This window comes from Enterococcus sp. DIV1937 (genome assembly GCF_050535975.1).
GTDB classification, from domain to species: Bacteria; Bacillota; Bacilli; order Lactobacillales; family Enterococcaceae; genus Enterococcus; species Enterococcus faecalis.
Genome location: NZ_CP172909.1, coordinates 1240225 through 1264486, shown reverse-complemented (window position 1 = coordinate 1264486; position 24262 = coordinate 1240225). Strand labels below are relative to the sequence as shown.

At 37.0% G+C, this 24262-nt stretch carries 19 protein-coding genes; 1 reads left to right on the top strand and 18 read right to left on the bottom strand.

Annotated elements, in window-relative coordinates; genetic code table 11:
• The first annotated feature begins 89 nt into the window (after positions 1 to 89).
• Entirely contained in the window at positions 90 to 1100 is a 1011-nt protein-coding gene (gene gap / locus IGL13_RS06120; RefSeq protein ID WP_002357638.1) for a type I glyceraldehyde-3-phosphate dehydrogenase, read from the top strand.
• Positions 1101 to 1150: 50 nt separating this feature from the next.
• Here the strand turns inward: gap and IGL13_RS06115 are convergent, their stop codons facing one another.
• The 18 genes from IGL13_RS06115 to IGL13_RS06030 form a co-directional block, all read right to left on the bottom strand.
• Positions 1151 to 1600, bottom strand: coding sequence for a Fur family transcriptional regulator (locus IGL13_RS06115; RefSeq protein ID WP_002357640.1), 450 nt, complete (start codon positions 1598 to 1600; stop codon positions 1151 to 1153).
• Between the two features lie 115 nt (positions 1601 to 1715).
• Complete coding sequence (locus tag IGL13_RS06110; RefSeq protein WP_002361792.1) at positions 1716 to 2597, bottom strand: CvfB family protein; 882 nt, start codon at positions 2595 to 2597, stop codon at positions 1716 to 1718.
• A 73-nt stretch (positions 2598 to 2670) separates the two neighbouring features.
• Positions 2671 to 4755, bottom strand: coding sequence for a cell division site-positioning protein MapZ family protein (locus IGL13_RS06105; RefSeq protein ID WP_002401504.1), 2085 nt, complete (start codon positions 4753 to 4755; stop codon positions 2671 to 2673).
• Positions 4756 to 4906: 151 nt separating this feature from the next.
• The gene (gene rpoD / locus IGL13_RS06100; RefSeq protein WP_002360364.1) at positions 4907 to 6013 is read right to left on the bottom strand and encodes an RNA polymerase sigma factor RpoD; all 1107 of its coding nucleotides are present in this window, start codon (positions 6011 to 6013) and stop codon (positions 4907 to 4909) included.
• A gap of 120 nt (positions 6014 to 6133) precedes the next feature.
• Complete coding sequence (dnaG, locus tag IGL13_RS06095) at positions 6134 to 8008, bottom strand: DNA primase (protein WP_002378297.1); 1875 nt, start codon at positions 8006 to 8008, stop codon at positions 6134 to 6136.
• Positions 8009 to 8324: 316 nt separating this feature from the next.
• Positions 8325 to 10661, bottom strand: coding sequence for a cation-translocating P-type ATPase (locus tag IGL13_RS06090; protein ID WP_002378298.1), 2337 nt, complete (start codon positions 10659 to 10661; stop codon positions 8325 to 8327).
• Positions 10662 to 10789: 128 nt separating this feature from the next.
• Entirely contained in the window at positions 10790 to 11407 is a 618-nt protein-coding gene (locus IGL13_RS06085) for a lysozyme family protein (RefSeq protein WP_002357646.1), read from the bottom strand.
• A gap of 290 nt (positions 11408 to 11697) precedes the next feature.
• Complete coding sequence (gene alsE / locus IGL13_RS06080) at positions 11698 to 12387, bottom strand: D-allulose 6-phosphate 3-epimerase (RefSeq protein ID WP_002371172.1); 690 nt, start codon at positions 12385 to 12387, stop codon at positions 11698 to 11700.
• Between the two features lie 137 nt (positions 12388 to 12524).
• The gene (locus tag IGL13_RS06075) at positions 12525 to 13625 is read right to left on the bottom strand and encodes a PTS fructose transporter subunit IIC (protein ID WP_002369426.1); all 1101 of its coding nucleotides are present in this window, start codon (positions 13623 to 13625) and stop codon (positions 12525 to 12527) included.
• 109 nt (positions 13626 to 13734) lie between these two features.
• Positions 13735 to 14184, bottom strand: coding sequence for a PTS sugar transporter subunit IIA (locus tag IGL13_RS06070; RefSeq protein ID WP_002365638.1), 450 nt, complete (start codon positions 14182 to 14184; stop codon positions 13735 to 13737).
• Between the two features lie 19 nt (positions 14185 to 14203).
• The gene (locus tag IGL13_RS06065) at positions 14204 to 14521 is read right to left on the bottom strand and encodes a PTS fructose transporter subunit IIB (protein ID WP_430604632.1); all 318 of its coding nucleotides are present in this window, start codon (positions 14519 to 14521) and stop codon (positions 14204 to 14206) included.
• Positions 14521 to 14973 (bottom strand): PTS sugar transporter subunit IIA, encoded by a 453-nt coding sequence (locus IGL13_RS06060; RefSeq protein WP_002365637.1) that lies wholly within the window; start codon positions 14971 to 14973, stop codon positions 14521 to 14523. The genes IGL13_RS06065 and IGL13_RS06060 overlap by 1 nt, the downstream gene beginning before the upstream one ends.
• Complete coding sequence (locus tag IGL13_RS06055) at positions 14963 to 16444, bottom strand: BglG family transcription antiterminator (protein WP_194180159.1); 1482 nt, start codon at positions 16442 to 16444, stop codon at positions 14963 to 14965. Before IGL13_RS06055 ends, IGL13_RS06060 begins: the two co-directional genes overlap by 11 nt.
• Positions 16445 to 16684: 240 nt before the next feature.
• Positions 16685 to 18682: an N-acetylglucosamine-specific PTS transporter subunit IIBC gene (gene nagE / locus IGL13_RS06050; protein WP_002366661.1), complete on the bottom strand. Its 1998-nt coding sequence runs from the start codon at positions 18680 to 18682 to the stop codon at positions 16685 to 16687.
• Positions 18683 to 18718: 36 nt separating this feature from the next.
• On the bottom strand, positions 18719 to 19552 hold the full coding sequence (locus IGL13_RS06045; RefSeq protein WP_002357655.1) for a PRD domain-containing protein: 834 nt from the start codon (positions 19550 to 19552) through the stop codon (positions 18719 to 18721).
• Positions 19553 to 19861: 309 nt separating this feature from the next.
• On the bottom strand, positions 19862 to 21514 hold the full coding sequence (locus tag IGL13_RS06040; protein WP_002378299.1) for a peptide ABC transporter substrate-binding protein: 1653 nt from the start codon (positions 21512 to 21514) through the stop codon (positions 19862 to 19864).
• 17 nt (positions 21515 to 21531) lie between these two features.
• On the bottom strand, positions 21532 to 22908 hold the full coding sequence (locus tag IGL13_RS06035; protein WP_002366658.1) for a transglutaminase-like domain-containing protein: 1377 nt from the start codon (positions 22906 to 22908) through the stop codon (positions 21532 to 21534).
• Between the two features lie 16 nt (positions 22909 to 22924).
• The gene (locus IGL13_RS06030; protein ID WP_002360381.1) at positions 22925 to 23989 is read right to left on the bottom strand and encodes a dipeptide epimerase; all 1065 of its coding nucleotides are present in this window, start codon (positions 23987 to 23989) and stop codon (positions 22925 to 22927) included.
• Positions 23990 to 24262: the final 273 nt, after the last annotated feature.

The window sequence follows — 24262 nt, the reverse complement described above, 5'->3', positions numbered from 1 at the left end:
TAGAGGTTCATACTATAGATAGTTGAAGAAAATCACTTTTTCAGCAAGGGTCCAAAGAAACACAAACATCTAAAGGAGGAATTTTTGTTATGACAGTCAAAGTAGGAATTAACGGTTTTGGAAGAATTGGTCGTTTAGCCTTTCGCCGAATAAAAGAAGTTTCTGATGATATTGAAGTTGTGGCTATCAATGATTTGACTAGCCCAACAATGTTGGCTCACTTATTACAATTTGACTCTACGCATGGCACCTATCCTGGCACCGTGACAGCCACTGAAAATGGCATTGTTGTTGACGGCGAAGAAACCCGTGTCTACGCAGAACCAGATGCAAGTAAAATCCCTTGGGTTAAAGAAAACGGAGTAGACATTGTCCTTGAATGTACAGGTTTTTATACCTCTGAAGAAAAAGCACAAGCTCATTTAGATGCAGGTGTGAAACGTGTGGTTATCTCTGCTCCTGCAGGCGCAATGAAAACAATCGTTTATAACGTCAATGATGATACACTTGATGCCAACGATAAAATCATTTCTGCCGGCTCATGTACGACAAACTGTCTAGCACCGATGGCTTACTTCTTAAATAATGAATTCGGTATTGAAGTTGGTACCATGACAACTGTCCATGCCTACACATCAACACAAATGCTATTAGATGGCCCTGTTCGTGGCGGAAATCTTCGTGCGGCACGCTCTGCTGCAGACAATACTATTCCCCATTCAACTGGTGCTGCTAAAGCAATTGGCTTAGTTATTCCAGAACTTAATGGAAAATTACAAGGCCATGCCCAACGTGTTCCCGTTGTGGATGGATCCTTAACAGAATTAGTTAGCATTTTAAAAACAAAAGTAACAGCTGATCAAGTAAATGAAGCAATGAAAAAACACACCATTGATAACCCTTCTTTCGGTTATGATGATCGTGAAATTGTTTCTGGAGACATAATCGGCACGACAGAAGGTTCGATTTTTGACCCAACGCAAACAGAAGTAACGACAGCTGGCGATTTCCAATTAGTGAAAACTGTGGCTTGGTATGACAATGAATATGGTTTTACTTGCCAAATGATTCGCTTATTGGAAAAATTCGCTAATTTATAATTCCAATGAATAAAAAACTGCCTTGCATAAATTAATGCAAGGCAGTTTTTTTAATGTTTACTTTGACAACTTTGACAAATACCATGAAAAGTTAAGCGATGATCTTTGACTAAAAAATGATACCGACTTTCAACAATTTGCTCTACTTCACCAAGCAAGTCTTCTTCCACTTCCTCAATTGTGCCACATTCTAAGCATAACAAATGGTGGTGAAAGTGTTTGGCGCCTTCTTTTCTTAAATCATAGCGAGCTAAACCATCGTTAAAGCTCACTTTATCAACGACTTTTAAGTCTGTTAAAATTTCTAGCGTTCGATAGACTGTTGCTAGACCAATTTCCGGACTTTTTTGTTTTACCAAGAAGTAAATTTCTTCTGCTGATAAATGATCTTTTTCATTTTCCAATAATACAAGTACGGTTGCTTCCCGTTGTGGTGTTAATTTAAAGCCTGATTCATGTAATTGTTTTTTTGTCTTTTTTAAAGCAGCAGTCGAATCCATTATTACAGCTCCTTGTTTAGAATGATTACAAATTAAGAAACTTAATTTATCAATCAAATTAAAATAATTATAAAAGAAATAACTGTAATTTGCAAGATATTCTCAATTAGCTACCTTAATTTTTTTCTTTTGATTGTTCCAACGAGCCAATTAGAATTGTTTTACCATCTTCTTGTTTAATTAATTTTTGTTTCATTAAATGGCCTAAGGCGCGTTTAAATTGAGCTTTACTAATGCCAAAGGTTTGTTTAATTTCATCAGGGCTTGATTTATCGGTGAAAGGAATTTGGTGATCGTTTGCTCTTTCTAAGAAAGTTAGAATCATTAACGCATCATCGCTGATTACTTCATGACTTCTTGGTTTTAATGAAAGATTCAATACGCCGTCCGGCCGCACGCCAATCACACGCCCCACTACTTTTTCACCTAAACGTGGTTCCTGGAATCGTTCAGAAGGATGGATAAATCCAATGTATAAATCATCAGTTAAAATATACGTTCCTGCAAGTTTCAGACGATACACATGCCCGGTTAAGTTTTGGTTTTGCATTTCAGCATTCCCACGTTTTGCCATTGCTTTAAAGACTTTTTCATCTGCTAATTCGCCCCAAATGCGGTCTTTACTGTCCACTTTTAAAGTAACCATTACTCGGTCTTCTTTTTTAGGCCAAAGTTCCCGCATGGTTGGTAATTCATCCAACGAAATAACGACATCTTTATCTGGTAAGCCAACATCCACAAAGACACCTAAATCACGTCTCGTTCCTGTGACAGTACCAAAGCCATAGCTACCAATGCGCACAGTAGGAATTGTAGTTGTCAGTGCTGGCTCTTGTTTTTGATTTAAATAACCAAAGCCTTCTACAGCCTCTCCTATGGCATGCGTACCTTCTTCTTTTTTTAAACGGAATGTGATGCCATTTTTTTGAACAAAATAAAATTGTTCATTTTCATCGACCACAATGCCGGTAAATGTTGTTGCTAGTAATTCTCTCATTTATCATTAACTCCTCAAGGAAAATCAATCGAACAAAAGATTTCCGCTTTTGTTCGATTGTTTCTATTTTCTTTTATTGCCCTGCATTACGAGAAGCGTTCCCTTTGAACCAACCTGTTTTAGCATTGATTGTAACTAAATACATGTGAACATTTTTCTCTGTAGTACCTTCTAATAATTTTGATTGATTGTTTGTTGCATAAAGATTGTAGTAACCTTCGCCATTCACAATTTTGGCAGGTTCTAAAGAATATCCGCCAGGAACCACATAGCCACGAGCAATCACTGTGTCTAAGACTTTTTCTTTCACACCTGGTGCCCATGTCCACGCTGGATTGCTACTATCAGCGATATCGGCAGCATCTGGCGCATAAAGCGGACTAGTGTAAACCCCGTCACTATTCGGCGCCGTGTAGCCATTCGCTTCTGTTTTTGCTGTTTCTTCCTTCTTAGCGTTCTCTTTTTTTGCGGCAGCAGCTTGTTTCGCTTGTTCTTCTGCTTGTTTCGCTTGTTCTTCTGCTTGTTTTGCTTGCTCTGCGGCAGCTTGTTCTTCTGCAATTCTTTTCTGTTCTTCTTCAACCTTGGTTAACGCTTGGTCAGCTGTCGTGACTTGTTTGACCAGTTCTTTTTTCAGCTTATCACTTGTTACTTTATCTACTTCTGCCTTAGCCGCTTGATACGTGTCTCGATTCAGCTGATTGGTAGTTTTTCCATCTTTATAAATGACCTCAACCGCTTTTTTAGCTTTTTGTAATTGGTTGTATTGTTGGTTCGCTTGATCGATTGCTTGGTTCATCAATTGGTCAAATGGATCATTTCCTGTTAATTTCTTTACGGAAATTGGTTGATCAGCAGCTAGAATCGCCGGTTTCAACTCATTGCCATTGACAATCGGCGCCTCAAATAATTGGTTGATTTGTTGAATGGTTTGTTGCTTCTCTTTCAATGTTTGAATTTGTTTATTTAATTGAGAATACTCTTCTGAATCTTTAATTTCCGCGACTTGTTTTGAGAGTTTTTCTGGACTAACAGTCACCATATCGGGTTTAATAAAAACTTGCTCCTTCGTGGTATAAAAGGCTGCTAGTTCATCTTTCAGCGTATCTGTTTTCTTGGTTAGTGCCGCCGCCTCTTGTGCGGCAGCTTTTTGCGTTTGATCATGATACGCCCAAGCACTACCTCCAGCTAATAAAACAACCGCAAGCGCAACGAAAGCCACTTTTTTTGATGATTTCTTCGGAGCAGGCGCTGGTTGAGCATTCCCAGTTTCATTCATCGGTGGTATCACACCTGAATCTGAAACTTTTTCCTCGGTTGCATCAGCTTCACTCGGTGCTTCTAGCGATGCTGCACTTGTTAACCCTTCTTCAGAATCTGAAATGGATTCAGTTGGTGTTTCGGCTTGGGTTAATACTGCCTCACCGCTGTTTTCTAACTCTTGGGTCTCTGCTGTTTCTTCTGATGGATTTTCAGACATTTCTGTACCTGCTCGATGCGCTTGAATATAAGCTTGCAAAGTTTCGTTTGGTGTTACATCTTGATCTTCTATCGGTGGTTGTGAAAAAATTTCTTCTTCAGAAGTGGTAGAGATAACTTCAGTTCCTGAAATCTCTGTTAAAGCTTCCTCTTCAGACTTCACCGTCTCAGATACCTCAGCTGTTTCTGCTTCAACAATAGTTGTTTCTTCCGTTGTTTCTTCTAAATTAACTGCTTCGTCCGTTGCTAGTTTTTCTTCTGTTGAATGAGTAGGCGTCTCTTCTGTCGCTGGTGTCGACTCCTCCACCGAATCATGAGTCTCCTCACTAGCCCCTTCTTGAAGCGATGTTTCTAGACCAGAAACATCCTCTGAATCAGAGACTATTAAGTTATCTTCTGTTGACTCTTCTTTTTTGTCATCATTACTTTCTTCTTCTGGTGATTCGCCAAACAGTTCCATCACATGGCCTAAGCTCATATCTTTTAACTCAGACCATTCAATATTCTCATTTAATTGATCTTCGTGTTGTTCATTTTCCTGTGTTTCAAAATCTATATTTGTTGAAGTCGTTTCCGCTTCTTCTTTATCAACTGTTGTGTCAGTTAGTGAATAGCCACATGTTGGGCAGGTCGTTAATTCTGCATCGAATTCGTTCCCGCACTTCGGACATTTTTTTGTCATTCTTCCGCCTCACATTCTGCTAATATTCCATTACTTCTAATTTACCACAACTTGCGCCTTCTTCCAATAACTAGCAATGACATTTAGAGACTTTTTAAAAATCAAAAGCGGCTCTTCTCGCATGCACGAAAAGAGCCGCTAAACGGTATGTTTATTCTAAAAAGTCTTTTAATTGTTTTGAACGAGAAGGATGTCTTAGTTTTCTTAACGCTTTTGCTTCAATTTGACGAATACGTTCGCGAGTGACACCGAAAACTTTTCCGACTTCTTCTAGCGTACGTGTCCGACCATCATCTAAACCAAAACGTAAACGTAAAACATTTTCTTCACGGTCTGTTAAAGTATCCAGAACATCTTCTAGTTGTTCTTTTAACAATTCGTAAGCTGCATGTTCAGCAGGACTGGTAGCATCTTGGTCTTCAATGAAATCACCTAAATGTGAATCATCTTCTTCACCAATTGGTGTTTCTAAAGAGACTGGCTCTTGTGCGATTTTTAGGATTTCACGAACTTTTTCTGTTGGTAAATCCATTTCCGCACCAATTTCTTCTGGCGTTGGTTCTCTACCTAAATCTTGCAATAGTTGGCGTTGAATCCGAATCAATTTATTGATTGTTTCAACCATGTGAACAGGAATTCGAATCGTTCTAGCTTGGTCCGCAATTGCCCGCGTAATCGCTTGACGAATCCACCAAGTAGCATACGTAGAGAATTTGAATCCTTTACGGTAATCAAATTTTTCAACAGCTTTCATTAAGCCCATATTACCTTCTTGAATTAAATCCAAGAATTGCATACCACGACCTACATATCGTTTGGCAATTGAAACAACCAAACGTAAGTTAGCTTCTGCTAAACGTTGTTTTGCTTCTTGATCGCCTTCTTCAATTTTAAGTGCCAATTCAACTTCTTCTGCGGCAGTTAATAATTGAACGCGCCCAATTTCTTTTAGGTACATACGCACGGGATCATTAATTTTAACACCTGTTGGCGCAGATAAGTCTTCTGCTTGGGCCTTTTCCGCTTCTTTTTCATCTTTTTTCAAGCTATGTTCACTTGGGTCTCCATTTTCATCGACCACGCTGATACCAGCATCTTCAACTTTTTGGATCAATTTTTCCATAGCTTCTGCATCCAAAGTATACGGTGTGGCTAATTGATTCGCTAAATCATCATAAACCACTGTTCCTTTAGGCTTGTTTTCTTTGATAAATGCTGCCACTGCAGCTTCATATTTTTTACTTGTTTCTTTTTCCATGAAAGAAGGCCCCCTTCATTTTTCGGTTCACGCTTGAAATAACTGATAAATCACTGGGACTTATCAAAATAAAATGAACAAAACGCTTAGTTCTATTCATTATATTGCTTAAGTAAATGTTCATTGAGCTTTAAGCTGTCGAGCCAATTGGATAATCTCCATTGTTAATTCGGCTTCAAGCTGTTGGTTGCCCACTCGTTTTGCTTCTTGCTGTTGAATCTTTTTCTGCTCAATTGCCTCTGCAATACTTGATAAGGCAATTACATGTAATAAATCGGCAACTTCTCGCTCAGAGCTTTCTTCTGATAAATTCTGATACGCAATTTCAATTGCTAATTGTTTGGTTTGATTATCTTGCAAGAAATTAATAAAATCGGCAATGTCGAAACTTTGATGCAGTGTCGCATAACTTTCTAGCAAGAAATATAATTCTTGGTATTCATCATGAGCGAATGAAAAATCTGGCAATTGTTGAACGGTTTGCCGTACTCCTTGTTCATTCATTAAACGAAATAATAAAGAACGTTCTGCTTTTTGAACTTGGGTTAACGGTAACTTGTTCTGGACGTGATTCTCTTCAAAAACAGGTTCTTCCATTGGTGGTGGCATCATTTCATCTTGATAAAATTGTTGCCTTTCTTGTCGTTGGACTGAACGTTGCTCTTGCTTCAATTGATTGAATTGCTCTTCCAAACTATGAACAGAAAGTTGAAATTCCTGAGCAATTTGGTTTAAATAACGATCACGTTCCAAGGGAGATTGAACATTGGTTAACTCCCGTAACAATTCGTTCACATAATCCAATTGTTCTTTTTCGTTATTCATGTTTCTAGTTAACCGATGATAGTTCATTTTAAAACTAAAAACTGTTTCTCGGCCATGATTGGCTAAATTTTGAAAAGCTTCTGCGCCATATTTCCGCACATATTCATCAGGATCCAGCTTTTCAGGGATGCTGACAATACTCAAGTCAAAATGACTGTTTTCTTGCAATAATTGAATCGCACGGTTTGTGGCTTGAACACCGGCATTATCGCCATCGTAACAAATAACTACTTCCTTAGCGACCCGTTCCAAACGCCGAATTTGTTCATTGGTCAAACTAGTCCCCATTGAAGCCACCCCACTTTTTACGCCTGATTGCCAAGCAGCGATAACATCCATGAATCCTTCAAAAAGCAAGACTGTATTTTCTTTACGAATTTCTTTTCTGGCTTTATCAAAGTTAAACAGCGTTTCTCGCTTATTAAAAAGTGTTGTTTCAGGACTATTCAAGTATTTAGGCATCTCATCCCCTGGAAAATCAGCTGTTTTTAACAAGCGACCAGAAAAGGCGATGACATTGCCTTGGGGATCATTAATTGGAAACATGATTCGTTGATAGAAACGATCCAAAAACGTACCGTTATCTCTTTGGACAAACAGCCCAGAAGGCTCAAAAAGCGTTTCATCCAATTGTTCATTTTTAAAAACTTGACTTAAGAAATCACGTTTTTGCGGCGCAAATCCAATTTGAAAGGTCTCAATTAGTTCTTGTGTTAACCCCCGCTCTAATAAATAGTTTAATGCGGGTTCGCCAATTTTAGTATTCACTAAAATATGATGGTAAAGTTCTGCGGCTTTACTATGCAGTTGTAACAAACTCCGTCTTTGTTGGTTTTCTGGGGTATCCGCTACTTCACGCGGCTCTGACCAATCAAAGTCCACAGATAAATGTTCCAAATCTGCAACACGTTTCACGGATTCTGGAAAACTAATGCCTTCAATTTCTTGCAAGAAATTAAAAACAGTTCCACCTTTCCCGCAGCCAAAACAGTGAAAAATTTGTTTGTCTTCTGCTACTGAAAATGAAGGGGAACGTTCTTCGTGAAACGGACATAAACCCATATAATTTTTACCGGATTTTTTTAACTGGACATACTGCCCAATAATATCTACTATATTCGTTCGGTGACGAACTTCCTCAATGACTTCCTGAGGAATGCGTTGTGCCATTGTCCTCACCTCCTAAGAATAGCATTGTGCTAACTCATGTGATTGACCGTTTAAAAAACGCACTGTCATTTCAGTGCGAATTCCAATGGACACATTTACACATGATTTATTGTATCACATAATCTCTGTTTTTCAAGTATCTTGTTTCAACTCAACAAAAAAAGAAAGTATCTAGGACAAAAGTCATCCTGACTCCTGCCCCAGACACTAACTCTTAAAATAATCAGTTAAACATCAAACTTGCTCCGACTTCCTTCAAGATTTAAAGAAGAACTGCATTTCTGGAGACGAATGCTTTTAGCTCAACCTCCGCTTTTTATAAATCTTTAATTGTTTTTCCAGCACGTTTCATTTGTACGAAACCAATTGTTACACGCACTACAATATTAATGGCCATCATAATAAAGAAGAGACCCATTGTTTGCGAAGTTAAGAAACCAATTTCTAAAATGTTGTGGAATAACATAGCTGCTACATAAATACCAATAATGGTACTGAAAACCAAGAAAATGCGTAATGGATTTAAAGGCAGACATGCTCGAACAACAGCCATACAGCTAATTCCAACTAATAAATAATACATTAACGTCGTGGTGTCTAAAGAAGAAAATCCTTGATTTTGTCCAATCAGATAAACAGCAATGATATTCACTACAACTAAAAGCGCATTAACAGACGCATTTTTCAAAGCCGTTGGTAAAAACTTCCCGACAACTTTTCGTTTGTCCCCTTCGAAAGATAAGAAGAAAGCAGGATACCCTTCAATTGCTAAATCAATCAAGGTCACTTGAATCGGAATGAACGGGAACGCAATGGCCGTTAAGGCACAAATGATTGAGAGAATAAACGAATAAATCGTTTTAATGAAGAAAACGCTGGAAACTCGAGTTACATTATTTACCACACGCCGTCCTTCAAACAAGACATCTGGTAACGTTGTAAAATCAGAATCTAGCAAAACTAGATTAGAAATTTGCCGAGTAGCGCCATCTCCTTCTGCCATAGCGATACTACAATCCGCTTCTCGTAACGCTAAAACATCGTTGACCCCATCGCCGGTCATCGCCACCACATGCTCTGTGTCTTTCAACTCACGTACAATGGTTCGTTTTTGCTGAGGCGATACACGTCCGAACACTGTGTATTGCTGAACCGCTTCACGCACTTCTGCTTCTGTCGTTTTGGTCGACAAATCAATATAAGACTCATAACCGGGTAGCCCAGCACGACGAGCAATATTTGAAACAGTCACCGGATTATCACCAGAAATTACTTTTAAGTCGATTCCTTCTTCTTTTAGATAAGCCAGTGTTTCTTTGGCATTTTGGCGAATTGGATCGTCAATTTCTAGAATTGCTAATGGCTCTAAATAAGGCATTTTGGTTTCGTTTAACGGTTGTTGTTCCGCAATGGCTAACATCAAGACGCGATAACCATTCTCTTGTGCTGTAAAAACAGCTTCTGGCAACCGACTATCGTCTACCAAACGCTCAGGAGCCCCTAAATAAACTGTCCCAATTTCTGGAAATTCAATAGCCCCCCATTTTCGTTCAGAAGAAAAAGCCAAGACTTCTTTTGCGCCAAATCGATTGGATACTTCATAATGATCACGAATTGCTTGCATTGTAATATTATTATCCGTACTTTCAGATAGGTAGCTTCCGATAATCTGCGGGAAGAGTTCTTCATATTTGTCATGCAAGATAATCGCCTTTTGCACTTTCATTTTACCTTCTGTAATCGTTCCAGTTTTATCTAAACACAAAGTGTCCACATGGGCCAATGTTTCAATTGAGTACATATCTTGTACTAGAATACGTTTTTTGGCTAACTTAATGACACCTGTTGTCAGCGCAATACTAATTAATAGTACTAATCCTTTTGGTAACATCCCTAACAAAGCAGCTGCAGAAGCAACAACAGATGTTTTAATGCCAGCATCTCTTAACCAAAAAGCTTCAACAAATAAAATAATCCCTAGAGGAATAATCACCCAACTTGTAAATTTAGAGACTTTACGAATCGAATTGACTAACTCTGATTGAATTGGTTTATGCACTTTGGCTTCTTGGGTGATTTTCACAGCATAGTTTTCGGCACCAACGTGGATAACACGGGCATAGGCTTGTCCGCTAACAATGAAACTTCCAGAAAGCAAGGTATCGCCGATTTCCTTTTCAATTAAATCTGATTCACCTGTTAACAACGCTTCATTCGCTTCGACTTTACCGTCAATAACTTCCATATCAGAAGGAACTTGTTCCCCTGCAGAGATAATAACAATATCTTCCATAACTAGTTCTTTTGTATCAATTTCTTGTTGTACGCCATTTCGAACAACATGAACATTTTCTTTTGCCACAATAGATAATTTTTGAACTAAATTACGGGCATGAATTTCTTGGAAAATCCCGATTGACATGTTCACAATAATAATCGCTAAGAAAGCCAGATTGGAATACGCTCCGACAAATAGTAAACAAACAGCGATTGCAAAGTTTAAAAAGTTGAATAACGTCATGACGTTATCAAAAATAATATCTTTTGTAGATTTTGCTACATTTTCCTCATAATTATTTTGAAGGCCTAACTCTTTCTGCTTGGCAACTTCTTCTGTACTTAACCCTTTTTTCAGGTCGACTTTATTCAACATCCAGCTCTTTCCCTACCTTTTCAATTAATCAGTTACATCCCTTCTAGTTTACTTGCATTTTCATGAAACTGCAAGAAAAGCCTAAAAAATTCCTGTAAGTTGAAAGAATTCTTTAGACTTTTCTCGTTTTAATTTAACTTTTCAATAAACCAACGATTCATTTTGACAATTTCCGCATAGAACATATTGCCACCATTTTGATAAAGGTAACCACCATTGTAAACTAACGCTTGCCAACGATAATAACGATATTTCGTATTTTGGTCATTTCCTAGCAACGGTGAAAGGACTTCTCTTGAATATTCTTCTGCTAACTCTGTCGTGTGTTTCCCGCCGCGTTCTTTAACAAACTGAATATAATCCAGTCCATAATTATATGCTTGTACGCCTGTCCACTCATCACAGCCAGCTTCTTTTGCTTTCGCTAACGCTTCCGCGAGAAATTTGACGCCATGTGCGATACTTTCCTCTGGTGTTTCAATCACTTCTTGTTGTCCATAAACACTTTCACTGCTCTGCATAATATCGCCAGATTTCCCTTTAGATTCTGTATAGATAATCGCTAAAGCTAATGTTTTGTATTCAGGTATTTTATTTTTTTTGACTTCTGCTTCTACTTGTTTTTCAAAGGTCATTACCGTTTCAACATTTTGATGTATTTTATAGCCAAGATAGCCAAGACCAGCAACTAAACCAACAAACAAAAGTAGCATGATTTTATAAATTATTTTTCTTACTCTACGCATCGAATCATCCAAACTTTTTCTTTTAAGATACGTTCTATGTTACTTGAAATAACTGAAAAAAGCGAAGTTTTTGTTACTTCTTTAGTTTTATTTAATAAAAGTAACTTTTTTGTGAACAAACCGTAACTTCGCAAGATTGAACGTTTTCACCTAGAATAGAATAACAAGTAATTTTCTTCTATTGACGCTTATTTATTGCATCAAAAAAGCCCAGATAAGAATGAACAAAATTCTTTTCTAGGCTTGACTTTATACAACTTATCTATTCTTTTAACAAACAGTCAAATGTTTTATGGAATTTTTTTCCCAGTCATTTCTTCATAGTCTCTACTCATCATTTTCCAAGCTTTTTCAATATCTTCATCTAATCCAAATAATCCGCTTCTACCAACAATATAAATATCAGGTCCTGCAGCATCAATTCGCTTAAATGAATTTCTATTCGATGAGCCATCCATTTCAATTACATAACGATACCCTTTTTCTTCACGTAAATTACGAAGAGCAACAATTTTATCAAGTGTTCCTTCAATAAATCGCTGGCCAGCAAAGCCTGGATCAACGGTCATGATTGTGATTTTATCCAACAATTCAATATATGGAAAGATTGATTCAATAGGCGTTTCGGGATTAAGGACGATCCCTGTTTTAAGATTAGCATTGTGAATTTGGTCAATTAGGCGAAATGCTAGACCATCTAAAACCTCTGCATGCATACAAATCCATTCACATTTGATATCTACTAGTTGTTGTACCCAAAAGCTTGGATTCGTAACCATTAAATGGGCAGATACTGGGAGCTTCGAAATTTTTCTTAACTCCTCAATAAACCACGGAGATAATGTAATGTTTGGCACATAGTGACCATCCATAATGTCTATGTGATACGAAGCAACATGATCATTCAAAAAGGTGATTTGTTGTTTAAACTTGTCCAAATCCATCGTCATTAGTGACGGAGAAAATTCAACTTTGTTCATTCTAATTTTCAACTCTTTCTATCTGATTATTTGGTTGATGTTTTTGAAAATTTTTCTAACTCGTTATATTCAGACGTTGACACATCTCTGACAGGCAATATAAATTGCATTAATTTTGTTGCGCTTTTTCATTTTGTTTAGAAAATCTGAATATCTTCCAAGTTTATCTCCTCTTCTTCTTTTTCTACTAACGCTTCCATATCTTTCTCAGTTACATCTTTCTTAATAATAGCTAAAACTAAACCGGTAACCACAGCGTTTACAACAATTGCAATAATGCCAGCCAGCGGTTTACTCATTGTTGGAATCATTAAAACACCGCCAAATGGAACTGTCGCATCTGCCCCTAAGATCATTGTTGTTGCGCCACCCACGAAGCCGCCAATCGCTGTAGCAATGACTCCTCGGACAATATCATTCATAACTAAAGGAATAACACCTTCAACAATGTTAATCACTCCCATTGGTACGGCAGACTTTAACGTTTCAACTTCTAGTTTTGTATAAATATTTTTTCTAAATAATTTAGCAAAGAAGAAAGCTAATCCAAAGCCTATTGGCGTTGCTGTATTTACTAATTGCAATGCTGTAATTGGTCCATTAAGTCCTTCCGCTTGCATTGTCAAAACAAAGGCAAAAACAGTTTTGTTAATGGGTCCGCCATAGTCTATACCACTTAATAAACCAATTACACCACCAAAAATTAATAATGACGAGTTACCTAAGCTATCTAAAAAGTTCGTTAATAATGAAGTAAATGCCGTTATTGGGGTCCCGATAATATATACCATGATTAATCCACCAGTAATTGAGGTTAAAAATGGAATAATTAATGTTGGCATTAACCCTCTCGCCCAGTTTGGTAATTTCACATATTTTAAAATAGCTAATACAAGATATCCTGCCAAGTAACCACCTAAGATACCACCAATAAAGCCAGCGCCAACTGCATTCGCAGTTAAACCAATAATAAAGCCCGGAGCAATTCCAGGTTTACCAGCGATTGAAAAGGAAATGCCAGTAGATATAACAACCGGCAGTAAGCCTAAGCCAGCGCCACCCATAGTAGCTAAAGCATCCCAAAGCGAAAATTCACCTGGCACCAAGGTTCCTTGACTTGAGCCACCAAACCCCATACCAATTGCAATTAAAAAGCCAGCGCCACAGACAATTGGAATTAAATATGAGATTGCTGTTAATAAATGACCTTTAAGATTTAACTCTTTTAGTTTTTTCATTTTTATCCTCCTAAACATTGTTCTTTTCATTTTATTTTCTATTTAAAAAAATTACTGTTGTGGATTCTTCTGTAGAAAATATCCACAATATGCTGTCTCTGTAATTTCATTAAGAGAATGCCTTCACTACATCCTCTGGCGATTTTGATTGAAGGAATTCTCTCACTACTTCATCATTTCCGAGTTTTCTGGCAAACAATGATAATAGTTTAAGATGGCTAGTTGTTTCTTTATGATCATTACCCACAGCAAAAAGAATGATTCCTTTTACGCCATTATCATCTAAAGATTCCCAAGGAATTTCTGTACTATTAATACCAATGGCCACGCCTATTTTTTTTACATACGCACTTTTGCCATGTGGAATGGCTAGATAGTTTCCGATGCCTGTTTGGCCTTCCGCCTCTCTATCATAGATATCTTTTATAAAACCTTTTTCCTCTGAAATATTGCCATTTTCAAGCAAAAGATTGGCTAATTCTTTTAACGCTTCCTCTTTTGTATTTACATTCATATTCGTTTTAACGGTTTTTAAGTCAATGATATCCTTTACTTCCATTACAATTCCTCCTAGAAGATTACTTTTCTTGTGTCATAACTTCTTCTGCTTTTTCAATTAGTTTAGTGGGTGATTTTACAGCAACTTCTGTAGGTACTTGAATGATTCGTTTCCCATCAAAACGCTCGCTTCCAGAAATTTTTACATCAATGGCTAATATAACAATGTCCGCTTCCTTAATTTGTTCATCCGTTAGTTTGTTTTCAACCCCAATGGTCCCTTGTGTTTCTACATGGATCTCAACTCCTGCTTTTTTTGCAGCGTTCTCCAATTTTTCTTGTGCGATATATGTGTGAGCAATTCCTACTGTGCAGGCTGCTACGCCGACTATCTTCATTATTTTTCCTCCTCAAATTTTTCTATAATTTTATAAAAATCTGTTTCTGTTTTTAAACGCAACAACTTTTCTAAGAAGTCTTCATTTGCTAATTTTCTAGTAAATCGACTGATTTCTTTTTTTACTTTTAACTGTTCATTTTCTTTTAGTAAAATGACAATAATTAATTTCACTTGCTTAATGTCTGCCGTCCATTCTTGGATTTCTGTTTTTAAGCCAATCAGATATATTTCACTTTTTTTCAAGAGTGCATTCTCTAAATGTGGCAAGACAATTTGCTCTGCAATCTGATTACTTCCCATCTTCTCACGATTTACCAAAGATTCCTCAATCTGCTTTTTTTCTTCAGGCGTTAACCAAGGTGCTGCTGTTTCTGCAATGAATTGATATACTTGCTGTTTTGAAAGAAGTTCTTGGTTTAGGAAAACTTGGTATAAAGGATTAACGTTCATGATAGATTTCCTCAACTTTTCTTTGTAAACGATACTGATCATCCATTGTAAACATGGCACTTACCAACAATGATTTAATGGGGACCTTTTCCTGTAAATGAATCGTTGTAAGAATCAATTCAATATCAGAATAATCTTTTAATGATTTCTTTATATTTCGTGTGGCAATAATTTCAACAATTTGTAATTCAGGGAATTTCTTTTCAACTTTTACTCTCAATAGTTCTGAAGTTCCAATTCCAGTGGTACACATAATCAAAGTACGAATAGGTAACTGATTGGTTTCAATCATTCGCGCAAAATACAATGTAATAAACCCATTCTCATCTTCGTTTATAGCCGGCAGTTGATAGTTTTTACTTACTTGCTTAGAAACTTGCGCAATTTTTCCGAAAATTGTTTCATACGTCATTTTTATTTGATCCAATAAACTATTCTTAACATGTATGCTGTTTTCAAGACGATTTATCATTGGTTTTATATGACTAGCCAATTCAAGAAATAGCTGATCATTATCAGTTAAAATTTTTAGTTGTGCACTCATTTCCTCTAAATAAAATTGAGTAACTTGCATTACTTTGAAAGAAAAATTAGTTACTTTACTAAACGAACCTTGCATCCTAGAAGAAACCAAATATTGATATAAGTAATAAATTTCAACGTTAGGCAGTCTCTTATTTAAATAAGTTTCAATCTGTTGAATCGTTGTTTGCGCGACCTTTTTGAGTACTAAGTCCTTTGTTAATTCTTGTTCTTCTTCGTTAGATAATTGGTATTTTTCAGAAATAGCTACTTTTCGTGAACGACTAATTAAGATATAAAGATGCGAAAAGATGTTTACGTTATATGGATGTGGAATAGTAATATCCAGTTTTTTTTCAATGTTCCTGACTTGATCTAACGTAAAAAGGACATCATAATTATTAAAATTTAATGCTTTGTTGTTTCGAAGATCCTCAATATCGATAATGTTCAACAGTTGTATTCTATCGGAAATGGCTTTCCTGATAGCTCTTTCCTCACCGATAATTGCCAACGTTCGATTTTTCCGTTTGAGTGTTAAATCATATTTCTTTAAATCTTCGGATAATTGTTGTTCATCGCTAAATATCACAGAATCGCCAACATAATATCTTGCAAATAATTCATAAACATTTTTAGCTTGTGGAGAAGCTAACAACAATTCCTTCAGAATTCGATTGCGTCTTTCCCTTGGCGAAAAATCACTTTCTTTTTCGACTAAATGTCGATTCTGTTCCATAAATCGTTCATAGTCTAGCTTGTATCCTCGTCCTTTCTCAGATAATATGAGTGAACCTTCTGAAAATTCATCGTTAATTTTTTTTATCAAACGATAAACTGTCTTAGGAGAAGTACTTAGGCAGTTTGCCAATTCTTCTGCAGTCATATAATCTTGTTTTTTTGAGAGAAGTAACAACAATTTTTGTCCACGTTCTTTTTTCGAACTCATAGCAACCCCTCCTTGATATATTTATTATAATCCATATAAAAGAAAACGCTTCCTTGTTTTCTGTCCGTTACATTGGCCATTTTTGTGAGTGGTTGAAGTGTTCAATTATGCGAAACTTTCTAAGGCTATTTATAAATAAAAACCTGTAGAGCAAGAGATTTTTATTACTGGCTCTACAGACACTAACACTTTCAAAGAATACAAAAAAAGGGCTGCCTTGCGGCTAGCCCTTTTTTACTTTTATTTTACGGTAACATTTCCGATTACATCATTCATTGAAGTCGTTTGACCTGCTTTTTGTAAATCGTATTGAGCAACGATATCTTGATTTGTGAAAACAACAATTAAATCTGATTTTTTGCCAGCTTGTTCTAATGCCGCTAAATCAATGGTTGCAATTTTATCGCCTTGTTTTACAACTTGGCCTTCTTCAACATGTAATGTAAATGGTCCACCTTGTAACTCAACAGTATCTAGACCCATGTGTAATAATACTTCAATGCCTGAATCTGTTTGGATACCTAACGCATGTTTTGTTGGGAAAATGCTAGTAATTTTACCAGCAACGGGTGTTGAAACTTCGCCGTCTGTTGGTACGACAGCAAAACCGTCACCCATCATTTTTGCTGAGAAAACATCATCTGGTACTTCAGAAATAGGAATAACTTTCCCATTCGCTACAGAATATAATTCAGTTTCTTTTGTTGAAACTGGTGCTTTTTCTTCAACAACTGGTTTAGAAACAGGTGTTTCTTTGGCTGGTGTTGCTGGCGCTTGGTGGTTATATAATCGTTGCATTTCGTCAGCAACAAATTGTACTTCCGTACCAACGATCACTTGGATATTGGTGTCATCAATGACTTTCACACCTGGAACCCCAGTTGCTTTAATTTTTGCTTGATCCACTTTGCCTGTATCTTTCACTGTTAAGCGTAAACGAGTTGTACAGTTATCAATAGAAGTTACATTAGCATCAGCGCCTAAACCATCATAAATACGACGAGCTAGAGAAGCAAATTTGTTGTCACCTTCTGCAACATCTGGCGTTTCTTCGCCATCGCCTTCTTCACGTCCTGGTGTCATTAAGTTAAACTTAGTGATTGCAAAACGGAAACCGAAGTAGTAAATTGCCGCAAAGACAAGTCCTTGAACCACCAACATCATTGGGTGATTTGCGACTGGGTTTTTCAAACTTAAGAAGAAGTCTACAAAACCTGCACTAAAGGCAAAGCCAGCTGTCCAATGCATAAACGCAGCGAATGCTAAAGAAATACCTGTAAAGACCGCATGTAAAACATATAAAGGCCAAGCAACGAACATAAATGAGAACTCTAAAGGTTCAGTTACGCCTGTAAAGAAAGCCGCAAAACCAGCAGCTAACATTAATGAAGCTGTAACTTTTTTCTTCTCAGGACGTGCACATTGATAAATTGCAAACGCACCTGCTGGTAAACCAAACATCATTACTGGGAAGAAACCAGCTTGATACATCCCTGTTTGTCCTACAATTGCTTTACCAGTATCTAACGCTTGTTGACCAGCTAAAAAGTTCCCAATATCATTGATACCAGCAACATCAAACCAGAAAACAGAATTCAAAGCATGGTGTAAGCCTGTTGGAATTAATAGTCGGTTAAAGAAACCATACAAGCCAGCTCCTACGAAACCTAAGCTAGAGATTCCTTTACCAAAAGCAACTAATCCGTTATAAACAACTGGCCAGAAGAAGAATAAGACAGCTGAGATTGCTAACATCGAAATAGCTGACATAATAGGAACTAAACGTTTTCCACTAAAGAATGATAAAGCCATTGGCAATTTCACACCAGAGAAACGATTATACATTGCCGCGGCAACTAAACCAGCGACAATCCCGACAAAGACATTGTTGTCCATGCTGTTGAAGGCTGGGTTTACTTCAGCAATATCCTTGAAGCCTTTAATGGCTTGGATAGAAGCAGGCGCTAAAACAGTTTTTGGCACTAAATAAGCGACTAAACCAGCTAATGCTGCTGATCCATCTTTATCTTTTGACATTCCTAACGCTAAACCAACCGCAAATAATAATGCTAAGTTGTTTAAGATAGCCAAACCACCATTCATTAGAAAAGTTGTGGCTGGACTAGCGCCGATTGTTCCCACGATCCAGTTGGCAATACCGACTAATAAAGAAGCCGCCGGTAATACAGCAACTGGTAACATTAACGAACGTCCCATTCTTTGCATATACGCTTTCATTATACGTAACTCCTCACATAAACTATTTAATTTTTATTATTTGGTCATTCTTAATCGTTCAATGTGAATCGATAAATAACCAAGTTCTTCATTTGGTACTTGATAATGAAAATTTCTCATTAATAAGACTTGTACTTTTTTTGAGATTTCATAGCTTTCAGCATACTTTTTCTTTACGACTTCCAAAATTTCTTCATCTAAAACAGCATATTGATTTTGTTGGAAGCGATGAATAAACAAACGTAAATGATTCACCAAACGTGAATAACTGAGACTATTTTTATCATCATGAATATCAATAGCCAATTCCTGCTCGATTAAATGAATAATTTCAGAAACGATTGTAACTTCACGGATACTTTTACTATTATCAGTACGCCCGCTGCGAGCACTATGGATATGAATTGCAATATACCCCGCTTCATCATAACTAAATGGAATCTCTAAGGTTTGTGTTAAATATTCTACAGCCCATTGAGCAATAGCAAATTCTTCACTATATAAAATCTCAATTTCACTTAAAAGCTTGTTCCGAACAATAATATTATTTTGAATATTTTCAGCTGCAAAAGCAATGTGATCACTCAACCCAATATTAATATGTTCATTCAACTTTTCACCCAATACCGTTTCAGCATGTTGGATAATTTCTTCACTCGCTAAAAAGTATTTGTCTTCAATTTGTGATAGCAGTACTTGAAGTTTTTTCAGTCCTTCTGGCTCCATCACAAACATCCGCTCCACCAATTGTCGAGATAAGACATCATTTTTAGTCTTATTAAACCCGACGCCTTTACCGACAGCTACTTTCTCCTGTCCTTCGTCAAGAACAAGTACAGCATTTTGATTTAGCACCTTTTTAATTTTCATAAATGACCCTCTTCTGCAGAAGTAATTCTAACATTTTCAGTGAAAACAACAAAAAAAGCATAGAACAATCCCGTTAAACATGTTGCGTAACCATTGTACACCACATTGTATTACGAAATTCTTCCATGCCTAGTATTATCTAGTCACATGAAAACGCTATTCATTTGTTAACAGTGCTTATTCTAACGAGTATCATTATTTTTGTCAACCTTTTTCAATTATTTTTTTATTAATTGTTGACTATTAACAAAAAAGAAGCTCTTATCGGAAAAAAAGTACCTTCAGCTAAAGGTACTTTTGTTCACTAATTTATTCTTTATAGGCATACTTATATGTGCTCGTTGCACCGAAGTTATGATACTGAATACCTTTGACACCTGGTCGTACAAGCTGACTACGGGCCTCTTGGTATAAAGGAATTAAAGCGGCATCTTCTTCCACCAATACTTTTTCAGCTTTAATTAATGTTTGCCAACGAGTTTCAGGATCATTTGCGTATTTAGTTGTTGCTTCTTCAATTAGTTGATCAAACGTTGGGCTAGAATAGTTCATACGGTTACCACTAACTGAGCTTTCTAAGAAAGTCATTGGATCCTGATAATCGGGTCCCCACATGCCAACAGACAATTCATAATCCCCTTTTCTCATTAATTCAATCGCATTATTTAAAGGAACTGTTTTGACATTAATAGTGAGACCTGGCAACGTTTCTTGTAACTGGCCTTGGATAAATTCAGCAACTTTTCGGTCACTATCACCATCTCTTGAAAGAAGTTCAATGGCTACATCTCCGTTTAGCTCTGCTTTTGCTTTATCTAAATACTCTTTGGCTTTTTTGGCGTCTGTTTTGACAAGGGCGCCTGCTTCATGACGAAAATCTTCATTCGTTTCTGGGTTATATACAAATTTTTCTGGAATGTACCCATAAATTTCTTTTGAACCATCTGCCAAAATATTATCGACTAAACTTTTTTTATCCAAAGCATAAGCTAAAGCTTTGCGGACATTCTCATTTGCAAAAATGGATGGTTTTTCGTTTCTTTTTTGGTTTAAACGTAAGGAATAGACTTTTGACCGTTCGATTGCTTCATAGTCTGGGTTGTCTCGATTTTGTTTAGCAAAATCTCCTGTTAAGACAGCCACATCTAATTCACCTGATTCGTACAAATTATAAACGGTATTGGTTTCTTTAAGAACTTCAAAATGAATCGTTTCTGATTTTACTTTTTCTTTATCGTAATAGTCGGGATTACGCACAAAATCCCACGACATCGCTGACTGATCCCAATTTTTCATTAAAAATGGACCATTAGATACAATCATTTCACTAGAAGTGCCATAGGCTTGTCCTTTTTCTTTCACGAATGCTTCGTTTTGTGGGAAAAATGGAGAAAATGCCAATAACGACGTAAAATACGGTACAGGCTTTTCCAAAGTAACCTCCAAAGTATAATCATCAAGCGCTTTGACACCCAATTCCTCTGGTGCTTTTTCCTCTTTTGTAATAGCTGTTCCGTTCAGAATCGTTCCTTCTAACAAGAAAAAGTAATTGGCTTGGTTTTTGGGATTCGCTAATTTACGCCAAGCAAAAACAAAATCATTGGCTGTTACAGCATCACCATTGGACCACTTGCCATCTTCTCTTAGTTTAATGGTATATCGTTTGCCATCTTCAGAAATTTCAGGCATCTCTTTAGCGGCAGCTGGTATTAGTTGATCTTTTTCATCCAATTGATATAACCCTTCAAAGACATTGGACTGTGCGTTAATACTGGCTTCATCTTGTGTAAAAATAGAATCCATTGAACCGATTTCCGAGTTCTCCATTAAATTTAAAACTTTTTTCGAGACACTGGTTTTCTCAGTTGCTTTCTCGTCTATTTTTGTTTCTGCTGTTGTGCCACAACCTACCAAGACCGTACTAACAAATAACATAATCCCCATCATTTTTAACTTTTTCATACTATTCCCCCTATGTGTCAATCAAACGGCAACTCTTCCATGGAAAGCCGTTCTTGCGAAACTATCAAGCATGCGTAGGGCAAGCCCTCATTTTCGTACTCAAATTCTCCCCGCTGGTTGTCAATTGGGTCTGCACGCAATTGCATTTTTGCCGGCTGAAAGTCTGCCTGGATCTCACTATTTGCGACCATTCTAAAAACATCTAAATTGCCGAAATAATGATTCCACCGCTGTCTATCCCCGTCTCGGTAAGCACCTCCGCCAAAAGATAAATCCGCAAAGAGCCAGCCGTACGGTTCTATATAAAATTGTGCCCAATCATGACAGCCTGTATAATGTGTAGAAACATATAATCCCGATTGCCATTTGGCTGGTATCCCTGCAATCCGACAAAGCGTGATAAACAAAATCGCTTGCACGCCGCAGTCACCTTTTAAATTAGTTGCAGCATACTCTGAAATATTGGAAATTGTAAAATATTCACGCATGAAAGAATAATGAATCTTTGTCGTCACAAAGTCATAAATCAAGCGTGCCTTTTTTAAGGGATTACTTTCATCGCCCACAATCTCATCTGCTAAATTTCTTAAATAAGGCGTGAATCGAATATGCGGTAACTGTTCCTCTAAATCAAAGCTTGGTTGCATTTTGTCTACGTTATTTTCTTCTAACTGTTGGTAAACCATCCGATTAACATAACAATATTCAACTGTAAACGTTTGATTTTCTTTTAAAATTGTTTCAAAACACAGTGTTCGTTGAGGCGCATCTTCTGCCGCAATATAGGTTGCTTCAGGTGACGCAGCTAGGATTTCAATTTCTGATTGTTGTTGACACGCTTTGGGCAGCGGCAAATGGACACGAACACGCTCACCTGGACGCTCAAATTCTTTTTTCACCTGAATGGTGGCTTTAATTGTTGTTCTCACTTTTCTACCACCGTTTTTTTGCATTTGTTCGATGTTCTCTTTTAGTTCTTTTTTGCGGAGAATTTCTAATTGATTGCTTTCTGCTTCCCGCAAACGTGCAACATATGCCGCATTTGTTTTAATTAAATTGGCCAAAAATCGAAGTTGGAAATACGGTTCACCGTCAATATAAACCCAGTCCACTAATCCCGTTTCTTTTAAACGAATTAATTCCTCTGTTTGATAATCCTGAAAAGTGTCTCTCATCATTTGATCAGCTTTTGCAAAGCTATGAGGATACTCATTCATACGCATCATTTTAATGACATCTTTTTCAATTATCAAACGTTCTTTTAATGCCTGCGGAAGTTCTTTTGTCAACCAAAAATCAATGGCAATATCCGCACTTGCAAAATCGCCAAATTCTTTCACCCTTTGAATTTCCTCAGGCAAAGGAACACTAAGATACTTTAAATCATACTTCATTTGCTTTACTCCTTTTTTAATGAGAAATGCCTAATCCAGCTGCTTCTCCTAATTCCAATAATGGTTTTGCTTCTAAGGATACGCCCCCAGTTACGGGCGCAGTTTCTAAACCGAATGTCGCATCTAAATCTGCTCGTGTGATATTCTTTTGAGCAGCAGCTAAATGGGCAGCAGCCGTGATGCCAATGGTTGTTTCTTCCGCCATACACCCAATCATGCATTCGATGCCTGCTGTTTCACAAATCTGATTAATTTTCAGCGCTTCATGAATGCCGCCACACTTCATTAATTTTATATTGATAACATCGACTGTGCCTTTTTTAACTAATTCCAACGCATCTTGAGCATCAAAACAGCTTTCATCAGCCATAATTGTCGTATTAACTTGTGAAGTAACGTATTTTAGACCTTCTAAATCGCGTCTTTTAACTGGCTGTTCCACTAATTCAATTTGATAATCTGCTAATTCTTGAATCGCTTTAACTGCATCTTTGGGCGTCCAAGCCTGATTCGCATCTAAGCGGAGCTTGATATCAAAGCCAACTGCTTCACGAATCGCTTTTACTCTTGCGATATCAGCTTCAATTCCTGTTCCGACTTTAATTTTTAATGTATCAAAACCTAGTTTGACTTTTTCGACGGCTTTTTGTGCCATCACATTTGGTTCATCAATACCTAGTGTAATATCCGTTATTACTTGGTTATCATAGCCGCCTAACAATTGATAAAGAGGCAGTTGAGCTTTCTGACCCATCAAATCATAACAAGCAATATCGATTGCTGCTTTTGCCGCTGGAGCGAAAGCAGATATTTTATCCATCACTTCATGAATTTTCTCAATATTAAAGGGGTTTAAGCCAATGATTGCTTGGCCAAATAATTCGATCGTTTCAATCGTGCCAGCCAACGTTTCACCGGTAATAAAAATGCCTGGCCCTCCTTCTCCATATCCAACTAATCCCTCTTCTGTTTCAATTTCCACAATTGCACTATCCGCTGATTCTATCGTCCCCAAAGCGATCGTAAATGTTTCTTTCAGTTTAATTTTCGATGCCCTAACATGTACCTGCTTAATTTTCATAAAATCCTCCCTTTGATATTTCCAATTGACTGAAAATTCAGTTTTTTAAAAATATCCAAAAATTAAATTTAGATTGTTATCGATCATTCTAAACTCATTGTTTTCTAATGTCAACAAAATAATGAGATTTTGATTAAAATAAAATGAATTTAGATTTTTATGAGCTTTTTTAATAAATCAGTAAATTCCATGACATGTGAGATACTTCTCATTTACAAACATTCTTAAAAAAGGTATGATAGTAAAGAGGCAACTTGCAAAGGAGTAGAAGAC

What these genes read in the sequence shown, in the direction of transcription:
- gap (WP_002357638.1), top strand. Translation starts at nt 90, where the DNA reads ATGACAGTCAAAGTAGGAATTAACGGTTTTGGAAGAATTGGTCGTTTA.
- IGL13_RS06115 (WP_002357640.1), bottom strand. Translation starts at nt 1,600, where the DNA reads ATGGATTCGACTGCTGCTTTAAAAAAGACAAAAAAACAATTACATGAA.
- IGL13_RS06110 (WP_002361792.1), bottom strand. Translation starts at nt 2,597, where the DNA reads ATGAGAGAATTACTAGCAACAACATTTACCGGCATTGTGGTCGATGAA.
- IGL13_RS06105 (WP_002401504.1), bottom strand. Translation starts at nt 4,755, where the DNA reads ATGACAAAAAAATGTCCGAAGTGCGGGAACGAATTCGATGCAGAATTA.
- rpoD (WP_002360364.1), bottom strand. Translation starts at nt 6,013, where the DNA reads ATGGAAAAAGAAACAAGTAAAAAATATGAAGCTGCAGTGGCAGCATTT.
- dnaG (WP_002378297.1), bottom strand. Translation starts at nt 8,008, where the DNA reads ATGGCACAACGCATTCCTCAGGAAGTCATTGAGGAAGTTCGTCACCGA.
- IGL13_RS06090 (WP_002378298.1), bottom strand. Translation starts at nt 10,661, where the DNA reads ATGTTGAATAAAGTCGACCTGAAAAAAGGGTTAAGTACAGAAGAAGTT.
- IGL13_RS06085 (WP_002357646.1), bottom strand. Translation starts at nt 11,407, where the DNA reads ATGCGTAGAGTAAGAAAAATAATTTATAAAATCATGCTACTTTTGTTT.
- alsE (WP_002371172.1), bottom strand. Translation starts at nt 12,387, where the DNA reads ATGAACAAAGTTGAATTTTCTCCGTCACTAATGACGATGGATTTGGAC.
- IGL13_RS06075 (WP_002369426.1), bottom strand. Translation starts at nt 13,625, where the DNA reads ATGAAAAAACTAAAAGAGTTAAATCTTAAAGGTCATTTATTAACAGCA.
- IGL13_RS06070 (WP_002365638.1), bottom strand. Translation starts at nt 14,184, where the DNA reads ATGGAAGTAAAGGATATCATTGACTTAAAAACCGTTAAAACGAATATG.
- IGL13_RS06065 (WP_430604632.1), bottom strand. Translation starts at nt 14,521, where the DNA reads ATGAAGATAGTCGGCGTAGCAGCCTGCACAGTAGGAATTGCTCACACA.
- IGL13_RS06060 (WP_002365637.1), bottom strand. Translation starts at nt 14,973, where the DNA reads ATGAACGTTAATCCTTTATACCAAGTTTTCCTAAACCAAGAACTTCTT.
- IGL13_RS06055 (WP_194180159.1), bottom strand. Translation starts at nt 16,444, where the DNA reads ATGAGTTCGAAAAAAGAACGTGGACAAAAATTGTTGTTACTTCTCTCA.
- nagE (WP_002366661.1), bottom strand. Translation starts at nt 18,682, where the DNA reads ATGAAAGCGTATATGCAAAGAATGGGACGTTCGTTAATGTTACCAGTT.
- IGL13_RS06045 (WP_002357655.1), bottom strand. Translation starts at nt 19,552, where the DNA reads ATGAAAATTAAAAAGGTGCTAAATCAAAATGCTGTACTTGTTCTTGAC.
- IGL13_RS06040 (WP_002378299.1), bottom strand. Translation starts at nt 21,514, where the DNA reads ATGAAAAAGTTAAAAATGATGGGGATTATGTTATTTGTTAGTACGGTC.
- IGL13_RS06035 (WP_002366658.1), bottom strand. Translation starts at nt 22,908, where the DNA reads ATGAAGTATGATTTAAAGTATCTTAGTGTTCCTTTGCCTGAGGAAATT.
- IGL13_RS06030 (WP_002360381.1), bottom strand. Translation starts at nt 23,989, where the DNA reads ATGAAAATTAAGCAGGTACATGTTAGGGCATCGAAAATTAAACTGAAA.